The organism is Delftia sp. K82, from assembly GCF_002193035.1.
GTDB lineage: Bacteria > Pseudomonadota > Gammaproteobacteria > Burkholderiales > Burkholderiaceae_C > Comamonas > Comamonas acidovorans.
In genome coordinates, this window is the sequence record NZ_MYFL01000001.1 from 341,595 (window position 1) to 368,405 (window position 26,811).

The window sequence follows — 26,811 nt, forward strand, 5'->3', positions numbered from 1 at the left end:
GGCAGTCCTGCAGGCCTGCCTTGATGCGTTTTCAGGACGACGTGTCCGGCGACATGCTGGACACCTTGGCCACGGCGGCGGCCGTGTCGCCTGCATTGGGCGGCGCGGCCGGGCTGCTGCCGGACATGCGTGTGACCAGCACCTGGTCGATACGGTAGCTGTCCACATCCATGACCTCGAAGCGGTAGCCGCCCCATTGCACGGTGTCCGTGCGCCTGGGAATGCGGCGCAGCATCACCATGAGGAAGCCGCCCAAGGTTTCGTAGTCCTCGGAATGCGGCAACTCGTCGAGCTCCAGGGCCTGCATCACATCCTCGACCGGCGTGACGCCATCGATCAGCCAGGAGTTCTCGTCGCGGCGCAGGATCTGCTCCTCGTCGCCGGGGCTGACGAGGCCGCCCATCACCGTGCTCATCACGTCATTGAGCGTGACCACGCCGACCACCAGGCTGTATTCGTTGACGATGACGGCAAAGTCCTCATGCACCTGGCGGAACTGCTCCAGCACCTCGGCCAGCGTCAGGCGGTCCGGCACGACCAGCACCTTGTGGACCAGCGAGTCGTCCATGAGCGACAGGGACTGGTTGTTCAGCGCGCGCTGGAACAGGTCCTTGGCATCGACATAGCCGACGATGTGGTCGATGTCGCCGTCGCAGACGGGGTAGGTGGAAAAAGGCTCCTCGGCAATGCGGACCCGGATCAGTTCATCGGGGTCGTCGCGGTGGAAGTAGGCGATGCGGTCGCGCTGCGTCATGGCCGAGCCGATGGTGCGCGAGTCCAGTTCGAACAGGTTGGCGATCACCTGCTGCTCCTTCGCGGCCAGCACGCCGGCGCGCGCGCCGGCTTCGGTCATGGCCAGGATGTCTTCGTGCGTGATGCGGTCATCGCGCACCGTGGGCAGGCCGAACAGCTTGGCAACGGCGTCGGCCAGGTGGTTGAAGCACCAGACCAGGGGCTTGAGCACGGCCATGCACCAGAGCATGGGGCGCAGCACGCGGATGGCCAGGGCCTCGGGCTCGGCCATGCTCAGGCGCTTGGGCAGCAGGTCGGCAAACAGGATGAACAGGGAGGTGACGCTGGCGAACGAGAGCAGGAAGCCCACGGTCTGCGCACGGCTGTCGGGCAGCCAGAGCATCAGCAGCTCGGCCAGATAGGGGGTCAATGCCCCTTCACCCACCACGCCGCCCAGGATGGCGACGGCATTGAGCCCAATCTGCGTGACCGTGAAATATTCGCCCGGCTGGGCCTGCATCTTCATGACCAGTTCGGCGCGGGGTTCGCCGTCCTCCATCATCTGCCGCAGTCGCAGGCGCCGCGAGGCGGCCAGCGAGATCTCGGCCACGGAGAAGAAGGCACTGGTCAATATCAGTGTGACGATCAACAGCAGACTTTGGGACAGACTCATAGGCAGGGCGGAGAAGCGGGCGCAGGCGCGCTTTTCCGGATGTGAAAGATGTGACCATTCGACCACACATCGCATGCCCCTGGCCCTGAGGCATGCCAGGGGAGTCTGCCGGCAGCGCGGCACAGGCGAAAAAAAGCCACCCGAAGGTGGCTCGATGCTGCGCCGAAGGCGCGTGGTGCGATAAGGCTCAGGCCTTGGGTGCCAGCAACTGCTGCAGCTCGCCCGACTCGTACATCTCCATCATGATGTCCGAGCCGCCGATGAACTCGCCCTGCACGTAGAGCTGGGGGATCGTGGGCCAGTTGCTGTAGTCCTTGATGCCCTGGCGGATTTCCTGGTCTTCCAGCACGTTGACGGTGGAGATGTCCTTGGTTTCCACGCCGCAGGCCTTGAGGATCTGGATGGCGCGGCCAGAGAAACCGCACATGGGAAAGCTGGCGCTGCCCTTCATGAACAGCAGGATGTTGTTGCTCTTGACCAGTTGGTCGATGCGTTGCTGGGTGTCGCTCATCTGTGTGGTGCTCCGGGGTCGTGGTGGGCGCCGCAGGCGCGGCGGCATGGATGGGATTATTTCACTCTCGGCGCGGACTTTGAAAGCATGCGGGATTGCTGCGCCCAGGCCAGCGCTCAGGCCTGCCCTTGCCATTGCCCGCCCGTGCAGCGGGCAATGCCGCCCAGGTCGTGGCGATGCTGCACGTCGCCAAAGCCGGCATGGCACAGCAGGGCGGCCACGGCATCGGCCTGGTCCCAGCCATGCTCCATCAGCAGCCAGCCGCCGCTGGCCAGCAGCGCGGGCGCCTGGGCGATGATGGCGCGGATATCGGCCAGGCCATCGGCACCGCTGGCCAGCGCCGACAGTGGCTCATGCGCCAAGGCCTGCAGATGCGGATCGTCGTCGCGGATATAGGGCGGGTTGCTGACGATGAGGTCGAACGGTGCCTGCCCTGCCAGCGGCTGGAGCCAGCTGCCATGCGCGAACTGCACGCCCAGTTGCAGGCGTGTGGCATTGGCGCTGGCCACGGCCAGTGCGTCGGCGCTGGCATCCACGGCCCAGACCGTGGCGCCGGGGCGCTGGCTTTGCAGGGCCAGCGCTATGGCGCCGCTGCCGGTGCCCAGGTCCACCACGCGGCAAGCGGGGGCTGCCTGGGACAGGGCAGGCATGAGCTCCAGCGCCCAGTCCACCAGGGTCTCGGTATCGGGGCGTGGGTCGAGCACACGCGCGTCCACGGCCAGATCGAGCCCGTAGAACTCCTTGTGGCCGAGCAGGTAGGCAACGGGTTCCGCGCCAAGGCGGCGTGCACACAGCGCGGCATAGGCCTCGGCCTGGGGGGCGGTCAGCATGTCCTCGTCATGGGTCAGCAGCCAGGCGCGGCCGCCAGACCGGCGCCCGAGCACGTGCAGCAGCAGCATTTGCGCGTCGATGCGCGCAAGCCCCAGGGTCTGGGCCTGCTGCAGCGCTTCTTTGACGATGGGTGGATTGGCCATGGCCCGGGCCTCAGTTGTTGACCTGCAGCTCGGCCAGCAGTTCGGCCTCGCGTGCGGCCTGCAACGCGTCGAGCACATCGCCCAGGTCGCCTTCCATCACGGCCAGCAGTTTGTAGATGGTGAGGTTGATGCGGTGGTCCGTGAGCCGGCCCTGCGGGAAGTTGTAGGTGCGGATGCGGTCGCTGCGGTCGCCGCTGCCGATCAGGCCCTTGCGCAGTGCGGCCTCCTTGGCTTCGCGTTCGCTGCGTTCCTTCTCCTGCAGGCGCGCCTGCAGCACCTGCAGGGCCTTGGCCTTGTTGCTGTGCTGGCTGCGGCCGTCCTGGCACTCGGCGACGATGCCCGTGGGCAGGTGGACCACGCGCACGGCCGAGTCGGTCTTGTTGATGTGCTGGCCGCCGGCGCCGCTGGCGCGGAAGGTGTCGATGCGCAGGTCGGCCGGGTTGAGCGTGATGGCCTGGGTTTCGTCCGGCTCGGGCATGACGGCGACGGTGCAGGCGCTGGTGTGGATGCGGCCCTGGGTCTCGGTGGCCGGCACGCGCTGCACGCGGTGGCCGCCGGATTCGAAGCGCAGGCGACCGTAGACATCCGTGCCTTCCACGCGCAGCACCACTTCCTTGTAGCCGCCCAGCTCGCTCTCGTTGGCGCTCATGATCTCGACCTTCCAGCCCACGGCGTCGCAGTGGCGCGTGTACATGCGGGCCAGGTCGCCTGCGAACAGGGCCGATTCGTCGCCGCCCGTGCCTGCGCGGATTTCGAGGTAGGCGTTGCGCGCGTCGTCGGGGTCCTTGGGCAGCAGCAGGCGCTGCAGCTCGTCCTCAAGCTGGACCAGCTCGGCCTCGGCGCTGGCGATTTCCTCCTGCGCCATGTCGGCCATGTCGGGGTCGGAGAGCATGTCCCGCGCGGCGGCCAGATCGGCCTCGCGCTGGCGGTGGCGCGCATAGCGGCCTGCAATGGCGGTGACGTCCGCGTGCTCGCGCGAGATGGCGCGGTACTGCTTCATGTCGCCCATGATGTCTTCGCGCGAAAGCAGGAAGTTGAGTTCTTCAAGGCGCTGGGCGTAGCGCTCCAGTTGTTGGCGCAGAAAGTCTTGCATGGTGTGGGGCGGTGGTGCGAAGGGCTGCTCGGGCAGCACTGCGGCGGGAAACGTGGGGGCCTGGAAGGGCGGATGGGCCGTAAAAACCGGGAGAGGCGGGGAGGGGCCGCAAGTGCAGCCGGGGCGCCAGAGGCCCGCTGGCGCGCGGCCCTGCGCAGGGGCGGCGAGCGCCGCTAGAGAGCCTTGTCGGGGGCCGTGCCGCGCGGGCCGCTTTGGGCCGAGCGCAGGAACAGGCGCGAGACCGTGTCCATGGTCTGGCTGCGCTGGTCGGCATCGCCCTTGTGCAGCTCGGCCAGGGTGCCGTGCAGCATTTTCTGCGTGAGGCCGCGCGACAGGGCTTCCAGCACGGTGTCGATGTCTTCGCCCTTGGCCAGCAGCTTCTTGGCGCGCGCAATCTCCAGCGCACGCCATTCATCGGTCTGGGTGTTGAGCTGGCGGATCAGCGGCACCACGCCGGCCTGCGGGCGGCGCTGGTCCAGCCAGTGCATGAAGCTTTGCACGCCGTGGTCGATGATGACTTCGGCCTGCTCGACCGCTGCCTGGCGCTGGGCCTGGCCCGTGCGCACCACGGTGGCCAGATCGTCCACGGTGTAGAGGTAGACGTCGCGCAGGTCCTTGACCTCGGATTCGATATCGCGCGGTACGGCCAGATCGACCATGAACATGGGGCGGTGCTTGCGCTTCTTGAGCGCGCTTTCCACGGCGCCCAGGCCGATGATGGGCAGGCTGGACGCCGTGCAGCTGATCACGGCATCGTATTCATGCAGATGGTCGGGCAGGTCGGCCAGCCGCATGGTGCCGGCGCCGAACTGGGCAGCCAGCTTCTCGCCGCGCTCCAGCGTGCGGTTGGCGATCATGATCTGCTTGGGGTGGCGGGCCGCGAAGTGGGTGGAGACCAGCTCGATCATCTCGCCCGCGCCCACGAACAGCACGCGGATCTGGGACAGGTCTTCGAACAGCTGGCCGGCCAGCCGCACGGCGGCAGCAGCCATGCTGATGCTGTGGGCGCCGATCTCGGTGGAGCTGCGCACTTCTTTGGCCACCGCGAAGCTGCGCTGGAACAACTGGTTCAGCGTGCTGCCCAGGGCGCCTGCGTTCTCTGCGGCGCGCACGGCATTCTTCATCTGGCCCAGGATCTGGGCCTCGCCCAGCACCATGGAATCGAGCCCGCTGGCCACGCGGAAGGCATGGCGCGCCACATGGCCGTCTTCCAGCAGATAGGAGTGCGAGCGCAGCAATTCGGACGAAATACCGCCGCTGTTGGCCAGCCAGTGCAGGGTGTGGTCCATGGCCGGCATTTCGGCCGCGCAGTAGATCTCGGTACGGTTGCAGGTGGAGAGGATGGCGGTCTCGACGGCGCTGTGCTGGCGGCCGGGGCCGGTCAGCGATTCGCGCAGGCCCTGCAGCGTGGGCACGATCTGGTCGAGCGCGAACGCGAAACGACCCCGCATATCAAGCGGAGCCGTGTGGTGGTTGATGCCGAGTGCCCAGACTGCCATAACCCGGGATTATAAAATTTCGCGCAGTTTCAGGCATCCCTGAGTACAACACCCTGGAATCGGAGCCCGCACATGGGATGGATTGCGAGTACGAATCATTGGCTGAACTTCCTGGCGCCTGCACTTTTCCTGTCGCCGGCCCTGATGTTCTGCGCGCTTTTGATCTATGGAAAATCGCAGCAATCCCTTGTCTGGTGGTTGCAGGTTGCTATCAATTTGGTTGTTGGTGCGCTGGTGTTGCTGGCCGGTTTGTGGTGGTTCGGGCGCGATGCAAAGATGGCCACCTACACCGCCCTGGTCCTCGTGATGGCGCTTTGCCAGTGGGTGCTTTCGCGCGGCTGGCGCTGATCAGCGAGACCAAACCCCGACACAGAAGATTGATCCAGGTCAACGGATCCGTGGGGCGGCCGGCCATGCGCCCGCAGCCACTTTGCCGGGTCCATGGCGCAGCACTGCAGGCCCGGAGCATTCCTAGAGTTATTTTCAGAGCAGTCTGATAGATTTTCTTGCGCCGCTCATTGATTATCGAAAGCCTTTTTCTATCGATGAGTGGCGCTAGGCGCACAGTAGCGCACGCTTGCTGCACATCAGCAGCTCTTCTATCTGCCATCCCCGCATCGTCTCTCCCGAATTCGGTAGTGCCAGGCTGTACTGGGTGGATGGGCAAATGCCGCACTGCGGGGCGCAGCCTCTCATCGATGGATTCCTTTTGGATCTGAATCGACTCATGGGAGGGTCAATGCCTCAACGGTATTTTTGTGGGAATGCGGCTTCGCGCCGCTGTGTGCTCTTGCTCGCAATGGTCTTGTCCGGCGTGGCGTCACCGGGCTGGGCGCAAGTGCAGCGCAGCTTCATCAATGAAGGCTTTGAATTGCCGGTACTGAGCTCGGACACGGCCGCAGCCGAGTGTTCCGTGGAAACCTCCAGCGACGAGGTGCCGGGCTGGGAGACGACGCATCCTGACATGACGGGGCGCGGAAACTGCGCCAGCCCCAGTTACAAGAGCGGCCGCTTGATCGAATTACGCAAGGGCTCCAGTTCCGGCGTGGTAGCGCGACAGGGGGCCGCGTATGCCGAATTGAATGCGGCAGTGCCATCACGGATCTATCAGAACATTTGCCTGCAAAAGGGTGAAACCATCCGCTGGCAATTCAGCCACCGCGGTCGCTTGGGCACCGATGTGGCACAACTCAACATTACCAGTGGCAATTCGTCGACAGAGCCGGTGGTAGATATCACTTCCGGAACGGACGGCACGTTTGAGGTACCCACCCAGCACCAGAACAACTTGGTGCTTTTCCATCATGATGTGTCTGCGCAGCCCCACATGGCAGGCGCCAACCCCACTGGCTGGGTGGACTACGCCGGCAGTTTCGCCTATGGAGGGGAGACGGGCGCGGCAAGCCTGGGATTTGAATCCATCAGCGCTGCCGGTGGAGACAAGGCCTACGGCAACTTCCTCGACGGTGTGCAGATTGGCATCACGCCCTTCGTCGACTTCGTCAGCGCCGCCACGGCGGCACGCGAATCGGAGGGCAACAACCTGCCCCGGCTGCGCATCAACGGCAACGTGACCACGGCCTTCGACGTCGTCGTGCGCATTGTGGGCGGAACGGCCATCGGCCCCGGTGGCGCCACCGGAGCGGCGGTGGACTATTCCACGCCGAGTGGAACGGATACGCTGACCATCCGCATACCGGCGGGCCTGTACGACGGCGCCGGCGCCGGATCGCTGATCGCGCTGCCGGTGAGCATCATCAAGGATTCGGTCGCGGAGCCCGGCAAGACCATCCGCTTCGCGATCCAGGAAGCTCCCGGCCCGCTTCCCAGCTACCTGCGTGCGTCGAATGCGGCCTGCGGCGATGCACCGGTGGTGGAGTCCGAGTACACCATCATTGACGGGGGGCTGGATCTTGCCAGAGCCGTTGGCGAGCCTGTGCCGGTTGCCGGATCGCTGTCCCAGTACGACGTTGCCTACACGGTCAGGGCCAGCAATGCAACGGGTGCCGAACTGGCCTATGACCTGAGCGATGCCCTGGCCACGGATCCCGGCATCGGCTCCGTCAGCGTGCAGTCCTTGTCCTGTTCCAGCTCGGGTTCGGTTTCCAGTTGTGGCGACAATCTGCCTGGCAAGCTGCCGGCAGGCGCGGGCCCATGGAAGCTGAACCAGACGCGGCGCTCACTGGAGAGCGGGGCTGTGGATACCTACACCCTGGTCGTGCGCTTCAGCGTCCTGCCGGCCGCTGGCGTGCGGGCCTGCGCGGGTGCGGGAACCGGCTTGTTCGGGCTGGCAACGGCCACCGTTCTCAATGGCACGCCAGCCAGCGTGCAGTCCGAGGCCTGCGTCGATACGCCGCCAACTGCGCGCGTCATGCTGACGCAGCAGGTGGCAAGCCGGGTCGCATCCACGGACCAGTTCCAGGTGAAGATAACCTCGGGCGGCGCCACAGCCGGCATGGCAACCACGGCGGGTGCTGCTACCAGCGCATCCACCGCGCAAATCGTGGTGCCTGCGGGCGCGGCGCTGCAGTTCACCGAGGTGCTCAAGGCCAATGGCTCCGGGCCTGATCTGGTGCCAGATGGCTACGTAGCTGAGTTGAGCTGCACCAACGGCTCGGCAGGCTCCACCACGGCGCTGCCGAGCGGGGCCGGCACGGCGACGGCCTCCGCGCTGCAATGGCCCGCCATCACGCCTGCCGCAGGCGATTTGCTGGACTGCACCGTGGTGAGCACGGCCAGGCCGCCCAAGCTGGTGGTGGGGCTGGAGGCCAGCGCCAAGCACTCCGAACCCGGCAAGACGGTCAACTACGTCATCACCGTGGGCAATGCCGGGCCGGTGGCGACAACGGCTCCCATCCAGGTGAGGGATGTGGTCTCTGCAGGGCTGACTCTCGGCAGCTTGCCTGCCGGTTGCACGGCGAGCGGGCAGACGGTGAGCTGCGAGATCGCTGCGGGCCTGCCTGGGCGGGCGCCAGGTGCAGTCACTGCGGTTGGCCGGGCGGCAGAGATCAGGTTCACCATTCCCGTGACCGTGACACCTGGCGCGACTTCGGGCGGCAATACGGTCCAGGTGTGGGGCGGCGGAGATCCCGCGTGTACCGAGGCATCGCCTTGCTCAGCGAGCGCGAGCTTCTCGCTGCCCGCGCCCGGCGCGAGGCCGGTGCCGGTGGACTCGCGCAGCATGCTGGGTCTGCTGGGCATGGCGCTGGCAGCCTTTGCCGCGCTGCAACTGCGCGGCAGGTCTGCCCGACGGCCTGGGTAAGCCAGCTCTCTGGACTGAGCCTGCCAGCCCCGGAGCCCGCCGAATGTGTGGCGGGCCCCGGGGCCTTTTTCATGGCGAGGGGGTCACCGTTTGCGCAGGCACGGCACCCGGCGCGGCCTGCTCCAGAAGCCATGCGCGGAACTGCACAAACGCTTCGGAAGGCGCCCGCGCGGCCGGCCGGCACAGAAAGTAGCCGCGTTCGATGTGGACGGGTGCAGGCAAGGCAAGGGCCACGCGGCCGGCGGCCAGGTCTTCCTCCACCAGGCAGCGCTGCACCAGGGCCACGCCCATGCCAGCGGCCACGGCCTGGACCAGCAGGGCCACCAGTTCGAAGTCCGCCGCAGGCGCGGGGCAGGGCCCAGGCAGGCCGAGGTGGCTCATCCAACGCGCCCAGTTGCCAGGGTAGTTGGTGTGAAACAGCAAGGGGCGCGCAAGCACATCCGCTGCGCTGCGAATGGCTTGCGGGCCCTGCAATTCGCGCGGATGGCAGATGGGCACCAGATCGCGGCCCACCACATAGTCGGCCACCACATGGGCGGGCCAGGGCTCGCTGCCCACGCGCAGCCAGCCGTCGATCTCGGCGGCGGACAGCGGGTCATCGCGCCGGTAGGGGGCGAACGAAAGGACGATGCCCGGATGCAGGGCATTGAATCGCGGCAGGCGTGGAATCAGCCAGTGGCTGAACAGCGTGGGAACGACCGACAACCGCAGTTGCGGGCCGAAGTGGCGCCTGCGTGCGGCGGCCGAGGCCGATTCGATGGCGTGTACGGAGGGCTCCACGGCCTGCAGATATTCACGGCCAGCCTCGGTCAGCACGCTGCGCCGGCCCTGGCGCTCGAAGAGGGCAAAGCCCAGGTGCTCTTCCAGCCGGGCGATGGCGCGGCTGATGCCGCCCTGGGTGACATACAGCTCCTGGGCTGCCAGCGAGTAGCTGCCCAGGCGCGCCGCCGCCGCAAAGGCGTGCAGCTCGGAAAGCGAGGGAGAGTGCATGCGCATGACGGATGCAATTATGACGGTTTGTCATAGTTGCTTGCCGTCTTGTCTCTTTTCGCGCGTGCGGCGGCTGTCCAGAATCGGCGCCTGTTCCGCGAAGCCCTGCCCGCAGCAGGCCGCTCTTTCATCCATCACGAGAGGAAACACACCATGGCAATGCGCCGCACCCTGTTGTCCAGCCTGGCCGCCTGCGCCGCCACTGCTCTTTTGGCTCCCGTCGCCTGGGCCCAGGGCCCGGCTGCCGACTATCCCAGCCGGCCGATCCGCCTGGTCGTGCCGTTTGGCGCGGGCGGCTCCACCGATATGGTGGCGCGTCTGCTGGCCGAGAAGATGAGCGTGATCCTGGGCAAGTCCGTGGTGGTGGACAACCGGGGCGGGGCGGGCGGCTCCATTGGCGCCTCCGAAATTGCGCGTGCTGCGGCCGATGGCTACACCATCGGCATGGCTACGGTGAGCACGCATGGCTCCAACCCGGCCATCTTCCGCAAGCTGCCCTACGACCCGATCAAGGACTTCGCGCCCATCACCAATGTGATGTCCGTGCCCAGCGTGTTCGTGATCAACGCCAGCGTGCCCGCCAAGACCATGAAGGAGTTCATCGCCCTGGCCAAGGCCAACCCGGGCAAGTACAGCTTTGCCTCGCCGGGCACAGGTTCCCTGGGCCACGCCAACATCGAGAATTTCATGAACCTGGCCGGTATCGACCTGCTGCACATCCCCTACAAGGGTGCGGGCCAGGCCATCACCGACGCGCTGGGCGGCCAGGTCAATGCCATGACGGACAACCTGCCCTCCACGCTGCCCCACATCAAGGACGGCAAGCTGCGCCCGCTGGCCGTGCTGGCCTTCAAGCGCGCCGACGTGCTGCCCGACGTGCCCACCTACACCGAGCTGGGCTTCCCGCAGATGGGCGACGGCGGCTGGTTCGGCTTGGTCGCACCTGCCGGCACGCCGCGCCCCATCATCGACAAGCTCAATGCGGCTGCGCACAAGGCCATGGCCATGCCTGACTACCTGGAAAAGCAAAAATCCATCTCGGGCGAGTCCATGGGCAACACGCCCGAGGAATTTGCCAAGCAGATCAAGGCCGCCATCGAGCGCTACACGGCCGTGGCCAAGCGCGCCAACATCAAGCTCGACTGATGGACCGCATGGCACAGACCGATTTTCTGCGCCCCCGGCCGGACACCCCGGTCGTGGTGCATCCCGCCACCGGCGAGGTGCTGCCCATCGTCTGCGACTCGCCGCACAGCGGCACGTCCTATCCCGAGGATTTCGGCCATGCCGTGCCCATGTCCCTGCTGCGCCGTGGCGAGGACACGCATGTGGCCGCGCTCTGGGATCAGTGGCCCGCGCATGGCGCAACGCTGATCGAGGCCACCTTTCCGCGCACCTACATCGACCCCAACCGCAGCGAGGCCGACCTGGACCCCGCCCAGATCGACGGCCAGTGGCCCGTGCCCCTGGCGCCCAGCGTCAAGACCCGCCAGGGCCTGGGCCTGATCTGGCAGCGCATCAGCCGGGACGGCGTGGCCACGCCGCTGTATGAACGCCCGCGCACGGTGGCCGAGGTGGAGCACCGCATCGCGCGCTACTGGCGTCCCTACCATGCGGCGCTGGCGCAGGCCATCGATGACAGCGTGCAGCGCTTTGGCGGCGTCTGGCACCTGAACCTGCACTCCATGCCCAATGATGTCTACAAGCGCCTGGGCCGTACCGACGCGCCGCCGCTGGCCGACTTCGTGCTGGGCGACCGCGACGGCACGACCTGCGCGCCCGAGTTCATCCAGCTGGTGGGCGAGACGCTGGCGGGCTTTGGCTACAGCGTGGCCTACAACGAGCCCTACAAGGGCGTGGAGCTGATCGGCCGCATAGGCCAGCCGCACCTGGGCCGGCACAGCCTGCAGATCGAGATCCGCCGTCCGGTCTATATGGACGAGGACACGCGCGAGCCCAACGCGGGCTTCGAGCCGCTGCGCGGCCATCTGCGTGAGCTGATGGCCGTGGTCGCGGCGCATGTGCGCGCTGAAATGGCCGGGCGAGGCTAGGCCGGGCTGGCGGGGTCGCCGGGCATGGGCGGCGTGCCTGGCGAGCCCGGCATGCCTGTCACCACCGGTGCCGCCACCGAGGTGGTGGCCGGTGGCGACAGGTACAGGCCCGCGCCCTTGAGCGATGCCAGGATGCTGAACAGCACATCGCTGCGCACCCCGCCCGCATTGCGCGGGTTGCCCACGTAGCCGATGGCCAGGAAGGTCAGCGTGCCGTTGGCAATGCCTTCGAGCTGCACCAGAGGCTCGGGCGTGTCCAGGATGCCTTCATGCGTGCGAAAGGCCTCCAATATCAGGGTGCGCATGCGTTCGGCATCGGTGTCCAGCGGTGCGGGCAGGCGCAGCAGCACGCGCCCGGGCGCGCCGGCCAGCGTCATGTTGCGCACGGTCTTGGTGATGAATTCCGAGTTGGGCACGATGACGGTGGAGCGGTCGCCCAGCTGGATCTCGGTGGCGCGCACGTTGACGCGGCGCACGTCGCCTTCGGTATCGCCCAGCACCACCCAGTCGCCCACTTTCACGGGCCGCTCGGCCAGCAGGATCAGGCCCGAGATGAAGTTCTGCACGATGGCCTGCAGGCCAAAGCCAATGCCCACCGACAGCGCGCTGGCCACCCAGGCAATGCGCTCCACGCTGATGCCCAGCCCCGCCAGCGCCACGGCCACCACGAAGATGCCGCCCACATAGCCCAGCAGCGTGGTGATGGAGCTGCGCATGCCCGGCTCCAGCGAGGTGTTGGGGAAGTAGCGGTCCGTCAGCCAGCGCTTGATCACGCGGATCACGATCAGGCCCGTGACGATCACGGCGAATGCGGTGAACAGGGCCTGCGGCGCCATGGTGAAGTCGCCCACCTTGAGGCTGTGGTTCACCGTGCTGCCGCGGCGAAATACCTCGTCCGGCCCCGTGCCCAGCGGGGCCAGCAGGGCGATCACCATGTAGAACAACAGGGCCACGCGCAGCAGGCCCGAGACCAGCACCGAGGCCTGGTCGAGCAGCCGGCCCTCGATGCCCAGGCTCTGGTTCAGCCGGGTGCCGAAGCTGCCCTTGGACGACAGCAGGGCCTCGCACAGATCGTCGCCCAGCTGGAACAGCAGGTAGGTGGTGGCAAAGACCACGCCGGTCCACACCATCTGGCGCGCCAGCGTTCCGGCCAGCGCCACGTAGCCGGTCACGGCCAGCGCAATGGTGGCAATGCTGGCCACCGCCGCACAGGCCACGAGCAGGCCCACCCACAAGGGCCGGGGCGGTGCGGGCTCGGCCTGGGCGCCGTCTTCCTGCGCGACCGGCGCCGGCGCGCGCAGATGCCGCAGGGCCAGCATGACCACGGCCGAAATCAGCAGGGCCGACAGGGCGTGCACCGTGACCTCGGCGGCCAGGCTGGCGCCGATGATGGCGTTGACTTCGGTCACCAGGCCGTTGAGCGCGGCTCCGGCGGCAATCCACCAGGGATAGGGGCTGAGCCGCTCGGCCAGCTCGTCCGACACGCCGGGCAGGCGCCAGGAACTGCGCCTGCGCGACAGCAGGGTCTGGCCCAGCGACACCACGAAGGCGCCGAACAGCGTGACCTGCACACTGGCCTTGGCCAGCGCGTCCAGCGATTCGCTGAAGCCATCGCCGGCCTTGAGCACGCTCCAGGCCAGTTGCGCTGCCAGGCCGATCAGCAGCGTGTTGATCAGCACGGTGGCCGCCGCGCGCAACGAGCGGCGCAGGCGGCCGCTGGGCAGGCGCGCGGGCGCGGCGCGCACCAGCAGACGCTCGGCCAGCCAGGGGCCGAGCAGGGCGATCAGCAAGGCGGCGGCCAGGCTGGCGATGAAGCCGCCCCGGCGATCGGACGCCATGGTGGAGGCGACGGCCTGGCGCAGCTCGCGCCCCAGGCCCTGCAGGCGCGCCGCGTCCAAAGGCGCGGCAGCGCGCAGGTTGCGCCAGAAGGGCCGGCCCAGCGGCGAGTCGGTGCGGGCCGTCAGCGCGGCCTGGAATTGTTCGCGGCGCTGGCGTATCAGCTCGTTGCCGCGCTGGTCGGCATCGACCGACACCAGCCGCGCGAGTTTGAGTTCGGAATCCACGGCACTGCGCTGCCTGGCCAGGCTGGCGCGCTGCTCGGCCACATCGGGCGCATCGGCAGGGGCGCCTTTTTCGGGCGCGGGGCCCAGGCCGGCCAGGCGCGAATCGATGTCGGCCAGTTCCTCGGTGCGGCGGGCCGCCACCTGGTCGGCCGCCGTGCCAATGGCCGCAGCCTCGTCCAGCAGCTTGCGGCCGTCATCGTCCTCGGCCAGCTTGCGGGGAATGGCGTCCAGCTGCTTGCGCAGATCGTCCACGCTGGGCAGGGCGGGCCGGCCGTCGGGCGCCGCCGTGGCCTCCGCTGCCGTGCGGTCCTGCGCATGGGCCGGAGCGGGCGCAGTGAGGACCAGCATGGCCAGGACCATCAGGCCGGTGGCCAGGCATTGGCGCAAGGCCTGCGCCCACGTAGGGCGCAGCGGGAGAGGGCACGGGCGGGGCGGTGTCATGGACGCACATTGTGCGGCGGGCCGCCGCGACGGTTGTTTCCAAAGGTCCGGCCCCGCCAGCCGGCAGCCGTCTCAGCGCGATGCGGGACTGAACATATCGACACGGTCGGTGATGACGCCGTCCGTGCCCAGGTCGATCAGGCGCTGCGCGGCCCATTCATCGTTGACCGTATAGCTGCTGCAGCGCAGGCCTGCGCCATGCACCTTGGCGACCAGAGCGGCATCCCACAGCGCATGGTTGAGCACCACGGCCGCGCAGCCCAGGTCCAGCGCGGTGCGCAGGTCGGCATCGCCCGTGGCATCGGCCAGCTTGTCCACCAGCAGGCCCCGCGGAATGTGCGGTGCCGTGTCGCGTGCGCCCTTGAGCGCATCGGTCTTGAACGAAGTGAACAGCGGCTGGATGCGGTCCCTGGGCCAGATGCGGTTCATCAGCTCGCCCGTGGCGCGGCCCGTGGCCTCTTCCTGGCCGGGCGTGGGCTTGATCTCCACGTTCAGGAAGAAGTGGTTGGCCAGGCACCAGCGGGCCAGGGCTTCCAGCGTGGGCAGGGCCTCGCCCGCAAAGGCGCGCGAGTGCCAGCTGCCGGCGTCCAGCTGGGCGATCTCGCCCATGGACAGGTCGCCACCCGTGCCGTGGCCGTTGGTGGTGCGCTCCAGCGTGGCGTCATGCATCAGGAACAGCACGCCGTCGGCAGACAGCTTGGCATCGCACTCGAACATGCGATAGCCATGCGCGGCGCCCAGGCGGAAGGCGGCCATGGTGTTCTCGGGCGCCAGCTTGCCGGCGCCACGGTGGGCCACCCACAGTGGGTAGGGCCAGGATTTCAGGTTCTCGGTCATGGCGAGTCCGTCAAAAGAAGGGAGCTTGGATGGAAAAAGAGAGCCTCTGGGGCTCTCTTGGAAAAGGTCGGAGAGCCGGCCTTCAGGGGATCAGATCCGCTTTCCGGATTCTGCGTCGAACCAGTGCAGGCGACGCTCTTCGGAAGGACGCACGCGCATGGTCTCGCCGGACTTGGGGAAGGGCGCGCCTTCGTCGATGCGTACCGTCATCGTCTCGCCATTGAGCGAACCATAGACCAGGCGCTCGGCACCCAGCATTTCAACGGTGTCCACCTTGATTTCCCAGCCGCCTTCGCTGACGACGACCAGGTGCTCGGGGCGGATGCCCAGGATGCGGCCGGCCGTGCCGCCGGGCGCGTTCTTGAGCAGGTTCATCGGGGGCGAGCCGATGAAGCTGGCCACGAAGGTGGAGGCGGGCGTGTGGTAGACCTCTTCGGGCGTGCCGAACTGCTCCATCACGCCGCCGTTCATGACGATCATGCGCTGGGCCAGGGTCATGGCTTCGACCTGGTCGTGGGTCACGAACAGGCTGGTGATGCCCAGCTCGGCGTGCAGCTTCTGGATCTCGATGCGGGTCTGGCCGCGCAGCTTGGCGTCCAGGTTGGACAGCGGCTCGTCGAACAGGAAGACCTTGGGCTGGCGCACGATGGCGCGGCCCATGGCCACGCGCTGGCGCTGGCCGCCCGACAGCTGGCGCGGCTTGCGGTCCAGCAGGTGCGACAGCTCCAGGATCTTGGCGGCCTTGTCCACGCGGCGCTTGATCTCCTCGGGCGGCACCTTGGCGATCTTCAGGCCGTAGGCCATGTTCTCGTAGTTCGACATATGCGGGTACAGCGCATAGTTCTGGAACACCATGGCGATGTCGCGCTTGGCCGGTTCCACGTCGTTGACCACCTTGTCGCCGATCAGCAGCTGGCCGTCGGAGATCTCCTCCAGGCCCGCCACCATGCGCAGCAGGGTGGACTTGCCGCAGCCCGAAGGGCCGACGATGACGACGAACTCGCCGTCCTTGATTTCGGCGTTGACGCCGTGCAGTACCTGGTTGGCCGACGGGCCCTGGCCGTAGCGCTTGATCAGGTTGCGAAAGGAAATGGATGCCATACGAAGATTCTGGTTGAGTCGCAGAGCGAAGGGCGCTGGCGCTTGCTCTGCGGGGTTCTATACGGTGGGTTGGGGCGGCGGCGGGCGGTTTACTTTTCGGTGTCCACCAGGCCCTTGACGAACCAGCGCTGCATCAGGATCACCACGGCGGCGGGCGGCAGCATGGCCAGCAGGGCCGTCGCCATCACCACGTTCCAGTCGTTGCCGGTATCGCCGCTGGCCACCATGCGCTTGATGCCGATGACCACGGGGTACATGTCTTCCGAGGTGGTCACGAGCAGCGGCCACAGGTACTGGTTCCAGCCGTAGATGAACTGGATCACGAACAGCGCCGCGATCGAGGTCTTGGACAGCGGCACCAGCACATCCTTGAAGAAGCGCATGGGGCCTGCGCCGTCGATGCGGGCGGCCTCCACCAGCTCGTCCGGCACCGTCAGGAAGAACTGGCGGAACAGGAAGGTGGCCGTGGCCGAGGCGATCAGCGGAATCGTCAGGCCGGCGTAGCTGTTGAGCATGCCCAGCGTGGAGACGACTTCGTAGGTGGGGCCGATGCGCACTTCCACGGGCAGCATCAGGGTCACGAAGATCAGCCAGAAGCAGATCTTCTTGAACGGGAAGCGGAAGTACACCAGCGCGAAGGCCGACAGCAGCGAGATCGCGATCTTGCCCACGGTGATCACCATGGCCGAGACGAAGCTGATCCACATCATGCGTGCCACGGGCGCGCTGGAGCCGGGGCCCGAGCCACCGAACAGCGCGGCCTTGTAGGTTTCCCAGAAGTTGCTGCCGGGCACCAGGGGCATGGGCACCTGGATGATGTCCTGCGGCGTGTGCGTGGAGGCCACGAAGGCCAGGTACAGCGGAAAGCCGACGATGACCACGCCCAGCACCATGATCAGGTGCGAGAAAAAGGAGAGAAGGGGACTGCGTTCAACCATGATCAGTACTGCACTTTCTTCTCAACATAGCGGAACTGGATCACGGTCAGTGCAACCACGATCACCATCAGCACGACGGATTGGGCAGCCGAGCCGCTCATGTCCATGGCCTTGAAGCCGTCGTGATAGACCTTGTAGACCAGGATGGAGGTGTCCTGTCCCGGACCGCCCTGGGTCGTGGCGTCCACGATGCCGAAGGTGTCGAAGAATGCGTAGACCACGTTCATCACCAGCAGGAAGAAGGTGGTGGGCGACAGCAGCGGGAACTGGATGTCCCAGAAGCGGCGCATGGGGCCCGCGCCGTCGATGGCGGCGGCCTCGATCAGCGACTTGGGGATGGACTGCAGGCCCGCAAGGAAGAACAGGAAGTTGTAGGAAATCTGCTTCCAGATCGCGGCGATGACGATCAGCGTCATGGCGTTGCCGGAGTTCAGCAGGTGGTTCCAGTCATAGCCGATCATGCGCAGCGCATAGGCCACGACGCCGATGGACGGCGAGAACATGAACACCCACAGCACACCCGCCACGGCGGGCGCAACGGCATAGGGCAGCAGCAAGGCGGTCTTGTAGGCAAGCGCGCCCTTGATCACGCGGTCCGCAAAGATGGCCAGCATCAGCGACAGCGCAATGCCGAACACCGCCACCAGCACGGAAAAGATGGCCGTGGTCTTGAACGAGGCCAGGTAGGCAGGGTCATCCAGCAGGTGCTGGAAGTTGGCAAACCCCACCCATTCGGTGGAGAAGCCAAACGTATCCTGCGCCTGGAACGACTGCACGATGGCCTGGCCTGCAGGCCAGAAAAAGAAGACCAGCACGATGACCATCTGTGGTGCTATCAGCAACCAAGGCAGCCAGGCGGATCGAAAAAGAACGCGTTTTTCCATGACGGAACTCGGTAGAACAAAACAGCCCGCAAACCGGATGGCCGTGGGGCCGCCGGTTGCGGGCCTGTGATGCACGGTGCGGGCTGCCTGCGCAGCGGCCACACCGCAGATCACATGGGAGGATTACTTGTTGGCCCGGGCGAAGCGGCCCAGTTGCTCGTTGCCACGGGTGACAGCGGTGTCCAGGGCTTGCTGGGGAGTCTTCTTGCCAGTCCAGATCTGTTCGGTTTCCTCATCGATGATGGTGCGGATCTGAACGAAGTTGCCCAGGCGGATGCCGCGCGACTTGTCGGTGGTCTTGCGGATCATCTGCGTCACGGCGGTGTCGGTGCCGGGATGCTTTTCGTAGAAGCCCGATGCCTCGGTCAGCTTGTACGCAGCGGTGGTCACGGGCAGGTAGCCGGTGCGCTGGTGGCTGGCGGACTGGATCTTGGTGTTGTTCAGGAAGTTGAAGAAGTCAGCCACGCCCTTGTAGCGTTCGGCGCTCTTGCCGGCCATCACCCACAGGGAGGCACCGCCGATGGCCGTGTTCTGGGGCGCGCCCTTCACATCGGCGTAGTAGGGCAGTTGCGACTGGCCGAAGGCGAACTTGCCTTCCTTGACCACGCGGGCATACAGGCCGGAGGAGCCGGTGATCATCGCGCACTCGCCGGAAGCGAAGGCGGCGTCAGGCACGTTGCCGCGGCCCTTGTAGACGAAGCTGCCATCCTTGGCGGCCTTGGCCAGGTTCTCGAAGTGCTTGACGTGCAGCGGCGAGTTGAACACCAACTTGGCATCGGTGCCGTCAAAGCCGTTGTTCTTGGTCGCGTACAGGGTGTTGTGCCACAGCGAGAAGCTCTCCAGCTGGGTCCAGCTCATCCAGCTCGTGGTCAGTGCGCAGCGGTGGCCCGAGGCCTTGAGCTTTTCGGCGGCGGCGAACACTTCGGGCCAGGTCTTGGGCGGCTTGTTCTCGTCCAGGCCTGCCTTCTTGAAGGCGTCCTTGTTGTAGTAGAAGATGGTGGTCGAGCTGTTGAGCGGGTAGCTCATCATCTGGCCGTTGGGGGCGGTGTAGTAGCCGGCCACGGCGGAGATGTACTCGCCCTGGTCGAACTTGAAGCCGCCGTCGTTCATGATCTTGGTGACGGGCACCACGGCGCCCTTGGAGGCCATCATGGTGGCCGTGCCCACTTCGAAGACCTGCAGAATGTCAGGCGCGTTGCCAGCGCGGAACGCGGCGATGGCGGCTGTCATCGACTCGTCATACTGGCCCTTGTACGTCGGCACGATCTTGTACTGGGTCTGGCTGGCGTTGTACTCCTTGGCCAGGTCGTTCACCCAGTCGCCCAGGGCTGCGCTCATCGAGTGCCACCACTGGATTTCGGTTTGGGCTTGTGCCGAGATGGTGGTGGCCGCGATCGCGGCTGCCATGGCCAGTTGCTTCAGTTGCATGAGGACTCCTCTAGTTCGGTGACGGTTTCAGACCGCTGCCACGGTAAGGCAGGGGCATGACATGTCTGTGTCATTGTTTTCGGATGCTTCGTACCGCACTACAGGCCAAACCCGGTGAGCCGCTGGTCCCGTATGTCAGTCGTGTGACAAAAAATGACACGCGAAGCGGCGCTATTTTAGGTCAATACCATTTCGTTTCAAAAGCCGGGTTGTTCGTATTGGCTCGTTTGTGCTCTTTCTGTATAAGACACCTTCACCGGGCTCCGCAAGATCCCGCCACGTTGGCGAGGGCTGGCTTCGCGGGCCAAGACGGCGCGCCGTCCAGAGCCCCGTGGGAAGCGCATCCTCGGGGCGCTCGCTTAAAATTGCGCTCCCACTTGGCTTAGCGGCGCCCCGAGAGCGCCAGACACGGTCTACCCCATGAATGTACCGATTGCGTTGGCAGCCCTGCAGGCACAGGCTGCCGAACCTGCACGTCTGCGAGAGATTCCCTACAACTACACCTCGTTTTCCGATCGCGAGATCGTGATCCGCCTGCTGGGCACGTCCATGTGGGATGTGCTCAACCAGCTGCGCCAGGAGCGGCGCACGGGCCGCTCCGCCCGCATGCTCTATGAGGTGCTGGGGGACATCTGGGTCGTTCAGCGCAATCCCTACCTGCAGGATGACCTGCTGCACAGTCCCGACCGCCGCAAGTCGCTGGTGGAGGCCCTGGAGCACCGCCTGGGCGAGATCGACAAGCGCCGTGCTCCGCAGCAGGACCCCGTGCGCGATGCGCTGGTGGGCCAGCTGGTGGATGCGGCGCGCCGCGCCGTGCATGAGTTCAACGCCACCTTCGTCGAGGCCGAGCAACTGCGCCGCCGCGTGCAGAAAAGCCTGGGCCGCCACACGGCCAAGGACAACATCAAGTTCGACGGTCTGTCGCGCGTGGCCCACGTGACGGACGCCACCGATTGGCGCGTCGAATACCCCTTCGTGGTGCTCACCCCCGATACCGAAGCCGAGATGGCCGCCCTGGTGCGTGCCTGCATCGAGCTGCGCCTGACCATCATTCCGCGCGGCGGCGGCACGGGCTACACGGGCGGTGCGATCCCGCTGACCTGGCGCAGCGTGGTGATCAACACCGAAAAGCTCGAAGCCATGACCGAGGTGGAGATGCGCCGCATTCCCGGCGTGGACCATGAGGTGCCCACCATCTTCACCGAAGCCGGCGTGGTCACGCAGCGCGTGGCCGATGCGGCCGAGCGCGCGGGCTTCGTCTTCGCCGTGGACCCCACATCGGCCGAGGCCTCGTGCATCGGCGGCAACGTCGCCATGAATGCGGGCGGCAAGAAGGCCGTGCTCTGGGGCACGGCGCTGGACAACCTGGTGTCCTGGCGCATGGTCACGCCCGATGCGCAGTGGCTGGAAGTCACGCGCGTGGGTCACAACCTCGGCAAGATCCATGACGCCGAGATGGCCAGCTTCGAGCTGCAGTACTTCGAGGCAGACGGCAAGACCCCCATCCGCAGTGAGCGCCTAGACATTCCCGGCCAGAAATTCCGCAAGGAAGGCCTGGGCAAGGACGTGACCGACAAGTTCCTGTCGGGCCTGCCCGGCATCCAGAAGGAAGGCTGCGACGGCCTGATCACCAGCGCGCGCTGGGTGGTGCACCGCATGCCCGAGCACACGCGCACGGTCTGCATGGAGTTCTTCGGCAACGCCAAGGACGCCGTGCCCAGCATCGTCGAGATCAAGGACTTCATGTTCGCCGAGCAAAAGCGCTCGGGCGTGCTGCTGGCCGGCCTGGAGCACCTGGACGACCGCTACCTGAAGGCCGTGGGCTACGCCACCAAGAGCAAGAAGGGCAACGGCCATCTGCCCAAGATGGTGCTGCTGGGCGACATTGCCGGCGACAACGCCGACGATGTGGCCCGCGTGGCCGCCGAGGTGGTGCGCATCGCCAACTCGCGCAACGGCGAAGGCTTCACGGCCGTCAGCGCCGAGGCGCGCAAGAAATTCTGGCTGGACCGCAAGCGCACGGCCGCCATCTCGCGCCACACCAACGCCTTCAAGATCAACGAAGACGTGGTGATCCCGCTGCCGCGCATGTGGGAGTACACGGACGGCATCGAGCGCATCAACATCGAACTGTCGCTGCGCAACAAGCTCAAGCTGTGCGACGCGCTGACGGACTTCTTCCAGCACGGCGACCTGCCGCTGGGCAAGCAGGACGATGCGGGCGACATCCCCTCGGCCGAGCTGCTGGAGGACCGCGTGCAGCAGGCCCAGGCCCTGGTGTCCGACGTGCGCACGCTGTGGCAGGGCTGGCTGGACGATGTCGAGAACCTCTTCCCGCAGCTGCAGGACCACACGCTGCGCGCCAGTTGGAAGACGCAGCTGAAGGCGCCCATGGCCCAGATCTTCGCGGGCGCGGCCTTCCAGCCGCTGCTGGCCGAAGTCAACGCCATCCACCAGCGCGTGCTCAAGGGCCGTGTCTGGGTGGCGCTGCACATGCACGCCGGCGACGGCAACGTGCACACCAACATTCCGGTCAACAGCGACGACTACGAGATGCTGCAGACCGCCCATGAGGCCGTGGCGCGCATCATGGTGCTGGCACGCCATCTGGACGGCGTGATCTCGGGCGAGCACGGCATCGGCATCACCAAGCTGGAATTCCTCAGCGACGACGAGCTGGCGCCCTTTGCCGCCTACAAGCAGCGTGTGGACCCCGAAGGCCGCTTCAACAAGGGCAAGCTGATCCGCAACGAGAAGCTGCAGGCCGTGGTAGGCCAGAGCCATGACGGCCGCTCGCCGCGCGAATCGCTGATGTTCGCCGACCTGACCAACGCCTACACACCCAGCTTCGGCCTGATGGGGCACGAGTCGCTGATCATGCAGCAGAGCGACATCGGCGCCATCGCCGACTCGGTCAAGGACTGCCTGCGCTGCGGCAAGTGCAAGCCCGTGTGCGCCACCCACGTGCCGCGCGCCAACCTGCTGTACAGCCCGCGCAACAAGATCCTGGCGACCTCGCTGCTGGTCGAGGCCTTCCTCTACGAGGAGCAGACGCGCCGCGGCGTGTCGCTGCGCCACTGGCAGGAGTTCGAGGACGTGTCGGACCACTGCACGGTCTGCCACAAGTGCTTCAACCCCTGCCCGGTGAAGATCGACTTCGGCGACGTGACCATGAACATGCGCAACCTGCTGCGCAAGATGGACAAGAAGAGCTTCCGGCCCGGCAACAAGCTGGCCATGGCCATGCTCAACGCCACCAATCCGGACACCATCAAGTTCATGCGCTCGGCCATGGTCGGCGTGGGCTTCAAGGCCCAGCGCCTGGCCTCCGACGTGCTGCACAGCCTGGCCAGGAAGCAGACCCAGCGTCCGCCCGCCTCGGTGGGGCGCGCTCCCCTCAAGGAGCAGGTGATCCACTTCGTCAACAAGAAGCTGCCGGGCGGCCTGCCCAACAAGACGGCGCGCGCCCTGCTGGACATCGAGGACAAGGACTACGTGCCCATCATCCGCAGCCCGCAGACCACGAGCGCGGACACCGAGGCGGTGTTCTACTTCCCTGGCTGCGGCTCCGAGCGCCTGTTCAGCCAGGTGGGCCTGGCCACCCAGGCCATGCTCTGGCATGCTGGCGTGCAGACCGTGCTGCCACCCGGCTACCTGTGCTGCGGCTATCCCCAGCGCGGCAGCGGCCAGTTCGACAAGGCTGAGAAGATGATCACGGACAACCGTGTGCTCTTCCACCGCGTCGCCACCACGCTCAACTACCTGGACATCAAGACCGTGGTGGTCAGCTGCGGCACCTGCTACGACCAGTTGCAGGGCTACGAGTTCGGCAAGATCTTCCCGGGCAGCCGCATCATCGACATCCACGAATACCTGCTGGAAAAGGGCGTGACGCTGCAGGGCAAGGAGGGCTACCTCTACCACGACCCCTGCCACTCGCCCATGAAGCTGCAGGACCCGATGAAGACCGTCAAGGCGCTGGTGGGTGAGGGCGTGGTCAAGAGCGAGCGCTGCTGCGGCGAATCGGGCACGCTGGGCGTCACGCGCCCCGACATCTCCACGCAGATCCGCTTCCGCAAGGAAGAGGAACTCAAGAAGGGCGAGGCCGCGCTGCGCGCCAGCGGCGCCCTGGCCGAGAAGGACAACGTGAAGATCCTCACCAGCTGCCCCAGCTGCCTGCAGGGCCTGTCGCGCTACGGTGGCGATATGAACAACGGCCTGCTGGAAGCCGACTACATCGTGGTCGAGATGGCGCGCCAGATCCTGGGCGAGAACTGGATGGCCGAGTACGTGCAGCGCGCCAACGCTGGCGGCATCGAACGGGTGCTGGTGTGATGGCTACGGCTGCAACCTGCCCCCTGTGCGCCGAAGAAGGCGGCCTGCCCGTCTGGCGCGGCCGGCGCCTGCGAGTTATCCGCGCGCAGGAAGAGGGCTTTCCAGCCTTCTACCGCGTGGTCTGGAATGCGCATGCGGCCGAGTTCTCCGACCTGGACGCCGCCGACCGCCAGCACTGCATGGATGCCGTGGTCGTGGTCGAGCGCGTCTTGCGTGAGCGCCTTGCGCCGGCCAAGATCAACCTGGCGGCACTGGGCAACATGGTGCCGCACCTGCACTGGCATGTGATTGCACGCTTTGACTGGGACAGCCATTTCCCGGGCGCGGTCTGGGCCCCGGCCCAGCGCCCGCGCAATGGCGAGCGCGAGGCCGAGGTGGCAGCGCACTTGCCCGCCATAGATACGGCGCTGGTCCAGGCACTCGATGCCTGGCAGCAGCACCCCGCCACTGAATGAGGAGCACCGCATGGCCGGCCTGACCCCTGACACCCCAACCCCCGAAGCCCTGACCGTGCACGGCGCATCGCGTGTGCTGGAAGTCGCCTACTCCGATGGCGCAAGCTTTCGCATCCCCTTCGAGCTGCTGCGCGTGTACTCGCCCTCGGCCGAAGTCCAGGGCCACGGCCCGGGCCAGGAAGTGCTGCAGACGGGCAAGCGCGAGGTGTCCATCACGGCCATCGAGCCCGTGGGCAACTACGCCATCAAGCCCTTCTTCAGCGACGGGCATGAAAGCGGCCTGTACACCTGGGAATACCTCTACGAACTGGGCCGCCGCCAGGACGAGTTCTGGGCGCAGTACCTGGACCGGCTGCAGGAGTCCGGCATGGACCGCGACACGCCCATGCCCGGCAAGGCCAGCGGCGGCGGACACGGCTGCGGCAGCCACTGACGCCGCGCACGGGTGCGCGCTGTATGGCGCCGTTCCCCTCGCACCACATTCCGGACCTCTGTACGGCACAGGGTTATTGGGGGTGGTGCTATATTTAAAATAGCTTGAAAGTCTTTGTTTGAAGGCGTTTCAAGCTGTTTGTTCTTGATAACCCTTGCCCGGCAAAGCCCGTGGCCACACGGGGTTGTCGCTGTACGCATTACTACTGCTTGCTTAGCATCGTTGTTATGAGCACCACACATTTCGGATTCCAGTCGGTGGACGAGCGCGAGAAGGCCAGCCGCGTGCGCGGCGTGTTCGACTCGGTCGCTTCGCGCTACGACGTCATGAACGACCTGATGTCGGGTGGTCTGCACCGTGCCTGGAAGGCCTATACGGTGATGGTGGCCAACCTCAAGGAAGGCGACAAGGCGCTGGACATCGCGGGTGGCACGGGCGATCTGGCCCTGGCCTTCGCCAAGAAGGTCGGCTCCACCGGCCAGGTGGTGCACACCGATATCAACGAAGCCATGCTGCGCGTGGGCCGCGACCGCCTGATCGACAAGGGTGTCATCCTGCCCACCATGGTCTGCGATGCCGAGGCCCTGCCGTTTCCCGACAACCATTTCGATCTGGTCAGCGTGGCCTTCGGCCTGCGCAACATGACGCACAAGGATGCGGCGCTCAAGGAAATGAACCGTGTCCTGCGCCCCGGCGGCAAGCTGCTGGTGCTGGAGTTCTCCAAGGTGGCCAAGCCCCTGGAGAAAGCCTACGACTGGTACTCCTTCAAGATTCTTCCGGCCATGGGCAAGCTCGTGGCGGGCGATGACGCCAGCTACCGCTATCTGGCCGAATCCATCCGCATGCACCCCGGCCAGGAGGAACTCAAGCGCCTGATGCAGGAATGCGGCTTCGGCCATGTGGACTATCACAACATGACGGGCGGCATTGCGGCTCTGCATGTGGGAATCAAGTGCTGAGCGCGTGAGGCGTTCGGCGAGGTGACGGCAACACGATTATTCGAGGAGATGACATGAAAAAGCTATGGTCTATGGTCTTGGTCGCGATGCTGGTGGTGGTCCACGGCACGGCCGACGCCAAGCGCATGGGCGGTGGCGGATCGGTGGGCAAGCAGTCGAGCAATGTGACGCAGCGTGAAGCTACGCGCGCGCCGGCGCAGAACACGCCGCCGCAGAACGCCGCCACACAGAACGCTGCGGGCAAGCCTGCAACGCCGCCTGCAGCCGCTCCGGCCAAGAAGCCCTGGGGCGCCATGCTCGGCGGCCTGGCCGCCGGCCTGGGTCTGGCATGGCTGGCCCACTCGCTGGGTCTGGGCGCCGCCTTCGGCCAGTTCCTGCTGATCGCCCTGCTGGCCCTGGTCATCATGGTCGTGGTGGGCATGGTCATGCGCTCGCGCCGTGCAGCGGCCGGCGCGCAGCAGGCATCGTCCAGCCCCTTCGCCTTCCAGAACGCGGCCCCTGCGGGCGCGGGCAACATGGGTGGCAACGTGGACAGCGCACCGCTGGCACGCCAGTACAACCCCGAGAAGGTCGGCAACGACGCCTCGGCCCGTCCCTGGGAGCAGAACCACCAGCCGGCCGCCCTGGCCTCGGGTTCCGGCGTGCAGATCGGCTCTGCCCTGGCAGGCTCGCAGAACTGGGGTGTGCCTGAAGGCTTCGATACCGAAGGCTTCCTGACGGCTGCCAAGCGCAACTTCGTCACCCTGCAATCGGCATGGGACCGCTCGGACATCGCTTCGCTGCGCGCCATGATGACCGACGAGATGCTGACCGAGATCCGTGGCCAGCTCAGCGAGCGCGAGGTGCAGCGCCCTGGCCAGCCCAACCAGACCGACGTGGTCATGATCGATGCCCAACTGCTGGGCATCGAGGATCTGGGCAATGACTACATGGCCAGCGTGGAATTCTCGGGAATGATCCGCGAGGACGCCTCGGCAGGCCCCACGCCCTTCCGCGAGGTCTGGAACATGACCAAGCCCAAGAGCGGCAGCAGCGGCTGGCTGGTCGCTGGCGTCCAGGCACTGCAGTAATTTGCAGAGGACCGGCGCAAGCCAGGGATGCGACAGGGGGTCATGCCATGGGCTGGCCACTTGTCTCGACCGGATTTGCGTC

At 66.3% G+C, this 26,811-nt stretch carries 21 protein-coding genes; 9 read left to right on the forward strand and 12 right to left on the reverse strand.

The features are described from left to right. Positions 1–31: 31 nt before the first annotated feature. The 5 genes from KDK82_RS01480 to hemA form a co-directional block, all read right to left on the reverse strand. Positions 32–1,405, reverse strand: a complete 1,374-nt coding sequence (locus KDK82_RS01480; RefSeq protein WP_088163863.1) for a hemolysin family protein — start codon at positions 1,403–1,405, stop codon at positions 32–34. A gap of 187 nt (positions 1,406–1,592) precedes the next feature. Then, positions 1,593–1,916 carry a Grx4 family monothiol glutaredoxin gene (gene grxD / locus KDK82_RS01485; protein WP_012207276.1) on the reverse strand — a complete coding sequence of 108 codons (324 nt, stop codon included), beginning with the start codon at positions 1,914–1,916 and terminating at the stop codon, positions 1,593–1,595. Positions 1,917–2,032: 116 nt separating this feature from the next. Further along, positions 2,033–2,890: a peptide chain release factor N(5)-glutamine methyltransferase gene (gene prmC / locus KDK82_RS01490; protein WP_088163864.1), complete on the reverse strand. Its 858-nt coding sequence runs from the start codon at positions 2,888–2,890 to the stop codon at positions 2,033–2,035. A 10-nt stretch (positions 2,891–2,900) separates the two neighbouring features. Continuing rightward, positions 2,901–3,983 (reverse strand): peptide chain release factor 1, encoded by a 1,083-nt coding sequence (gene prfA, locus KDK82_RS01495; protein ID WP_063328226.1) that lies wholly within the window; start codon positions 3,981–3,983, stop codon positions 2,901–2,903. Between the two features lie 173 nt (positions 3,984–4,156). Next, positions 4,157–5,482, reverse strand: a complete 1,326-nt coding sequence (gene hemA, locus KDK82_RS01500; RefSeq protein ID WP_012207273.1) for a glutamyl-tRNA reductase — start codon at positions 5,480–5,482, stop codon at positions 4,157–4,159. A 72-nt stretch (positions 5,483–5,554) separates the two neighbouring features. On the opposite strand from hemA, the gene KDK82_RS01505 reads away from it, so the two are divergent. Together KDK82_RS01505 and KDK82_RS01510 are read left to right on the forward strand one after the other, a co-directional pair. Further along, positions 5,555–5,830 carry a hypothetical protein gene (locus KDK82_RS01505; protein ID WP_088163865.1) on the forward strand — a complete coding sequence of 92 codons (276 nt, stop codon included), beginning with the start codon at positions 5,555–5,557 and terminating at the stop codon, positions 5,828–5,830. A 436-nt stretch (positions 5,831–6,266) separates the two neighbouring features. Beyond that, positions 6,267–8,744 carry a DUF11 domain-containing protein gene (locus tag KDK82_RS01510; protein WP_179217834.1) on the forward strand — a complete coding sequence of 826 codons (2,478 nt, stop codon included), beginning with the start codon at positions 6,267–6,269 and terminating at the stop codon, positions 8,742–8,744. Positions 8,745–8,813: 69 nt separating this feature from the next. On the opposite strand, the gene KDK82_RS01515 is transcribed toward KDK82_RS01510, so the two are convergent. Next, positions 8,814–9,740, reverse strand: a complete 927-nt coding sequence (locus tag KDK82_RS01515; RefSeq protein WP_088163867.1) for a LysR substrate-binding domain-containing protein — start codon at positions 9,738–9,740, stop codon at positions 8,814–8,816. Between the two features lie 147 nt (positions 9,741–9,887). Between KDK82_RS01515 and KDK82_RS01520 the strand changes: the two genes are divergently transcribed. Next, entirely contained in the window at positions 9,888–10,880 is a 993-nt protein-coding gene (locus KDK82_RS01520) for a tripartite tricarboxylate transporter substrate binding protein BugE (protein ID WP_012207270.1), read from the forward strand. Continuing rightward, positions 10,880–11,785: an N-formylglutamate amidohydrolase gene (locus KDK82_RS01525; protein WP_013800830.1), complete on the forward strand. Its 906-nt coding sequence runs from the start codon at positions 10,880–10,882 to the stop codon at positions 11,783–11,785. Before KDK82_RS01520 ends, KDK82_RS01525 begins: the two co-directional genes overlap by 1 nt. Here the strand turns inward: KDK82_RS01525 and KDK82_RS01530 are convergent. The 6 genes from KDK82_RS01530 to ugpB all read right to left on the reverse strand — a co-directional run bounded on the left by KDK82_RS01530 (position 11,782) and on the right by ugpB (position 19,477). Continuing rightward, entirely contained in the window at positions 11,782–14,208 is a 2,427-nt protein-coding gene (locus tag KDK82_RS01530; RefSeq protein ID WP_088165410.1) for a DUF3772 domain-containing protein, read from the reverse strand. The two genes, KDK82_RS01525 and KDK82_RS01530, sit on opposite strands and share 4 nt — an antisense overlap. Before the next feature lie 153 nt (positions 14,209–14,361). Further along, positions 14,362–15,126, reverse strand: coding sequence for a glycerophosphodiester phosphodiesterase (ugpQ, locus tag KDK82_RS01535; protein WP_088163868.1), 765 nt, complete (start codon positions 15,124–15,126; stop codon positions 14,362–14,364). Positions 15,127–15,216: 90 nt separating this feature from the next. After that, entirely contained in the window at positions 15,217–16,227 is a 1,011-nt protein-coding gene (gene ugpC / locus KDK82_RS01540; RefSeq protein ID WP_034396898.1) for a sn-glycerol-3-phosphate ABC transporter ATP-binding protein UgpC, read from the reverse strand. 89 nt (positions 16,228–16,316) lie between these two features. Then, positions 16,317–17,165 (reverse strand): sn-glycerol-3-phosphate ABC transporter permease UgpE, encoded by an 849-nt coding sequence (gene ugpE, locus KDK82_RS01545; protein WP_088163869.1) that lies wholly within the window; start codon positions 17,163–17,165, stop codon positions 16,317–16,319. A gap of 2 nt (positions 17,166–17,167) precedes the next feature. Then, a complete protein-coding gene (gene ugpA, locus KDK82_RS01550; protein WP_012207264.1) occupies positions 17,168–18,049 on the reverse strand; it encodes a sn-glycerol-3-phosphate ABC transporter permease UgpA in 882 nt (293 codons plus the stop codon). Between the two features lie 123 nt (positions 18,050–18,172). Then, positions 18,173–19,477: a sn-glycerol-3-phosphate ABC transporter substrate-binding protein UgpB gene (gene ugpB / locus KDK82_RS01555; RefSeq protein WP_013800834.1), complete on the reverse strand. Its 1,305-nt coding sequence runs from the start codon at positions 19,475–19,477 to the stop codon at positions 18,173–18,175. Between the two features lie 420 nt (positions 19,478–19,897). Between ugpB and KDK82_RS01560 the strand changes: the two genes are divergently transcribed. The 5 genes from KDK82_RS01560 (at position 19,898) to KDK82_RS01580 (ending at position 26,729) form a co-directional block, all read left to right on the forward strand. Next, on the forward strand, positions 19,898–23,812 hold the full coding sequence (locus KDK82_RS01560) for a DUF3683 domain-containing protein (RefSeq protein ID WP_088163870.1): 3,915 nt from the start codon (positions 19,898–19,900) through the stop codon (positions 23,810–23,812). Then, on the forward strand, positions 23,812–24,267 hold the full coding sequence (locus KDK82_RS01565; RefSeq protein ID WP_088163871.1) for an HIT family protein: 456 nt from the start codon (positions 23,812–23,814) through the stop codon (positions 24,265–24,267). Before KDK82_RS01560 ends, KDK82_RS01565 begins: the two co-directional genes overlap by 1 nt. 10 nt (positions 24,268–24,277) lie before the next feature. Then, entirely contained in the window at positions 24,278–24,700 is a 423-nt protein-coding gene (locus KDK82_RS01570; RefSeq protein WP_013800837.1) for a gamma-butyrobetaine hydroxylase-like domain-containing protein, read from the forward strand. Between the two features lie 227 nt (positions 24,701–24,927). Then, positions 24,928–25,659 (forward strand): bifunctional demethylmenaquinone methyltransferase/2-methoxy-6-polyprenyl-1,4-benzoquinol methylase UbiE, encoded by a 732-nt coding sequence (gene ubiE / locus KDK82_RS01575; protein ID WP_088163872.1) that lies wholly within the window; start codon positions 24,928–24,930, stop codon positions 25,657–25,659. Between the two features lie 53 nt (positions 25,660–25,712). Then, positions 25,713–26,729, forward strand: a complete 1,017-nt coding sequence (locus tag KDK82_RS01580) for a Tim44 domain-containing protein (RefSeq protein ID WP_012207258.1) — start codon at positions 25,713–25,715, stop codon at positions 26,727–26,729. Positions 26,730–26,811: the final 82 nt, after the last annotated feature.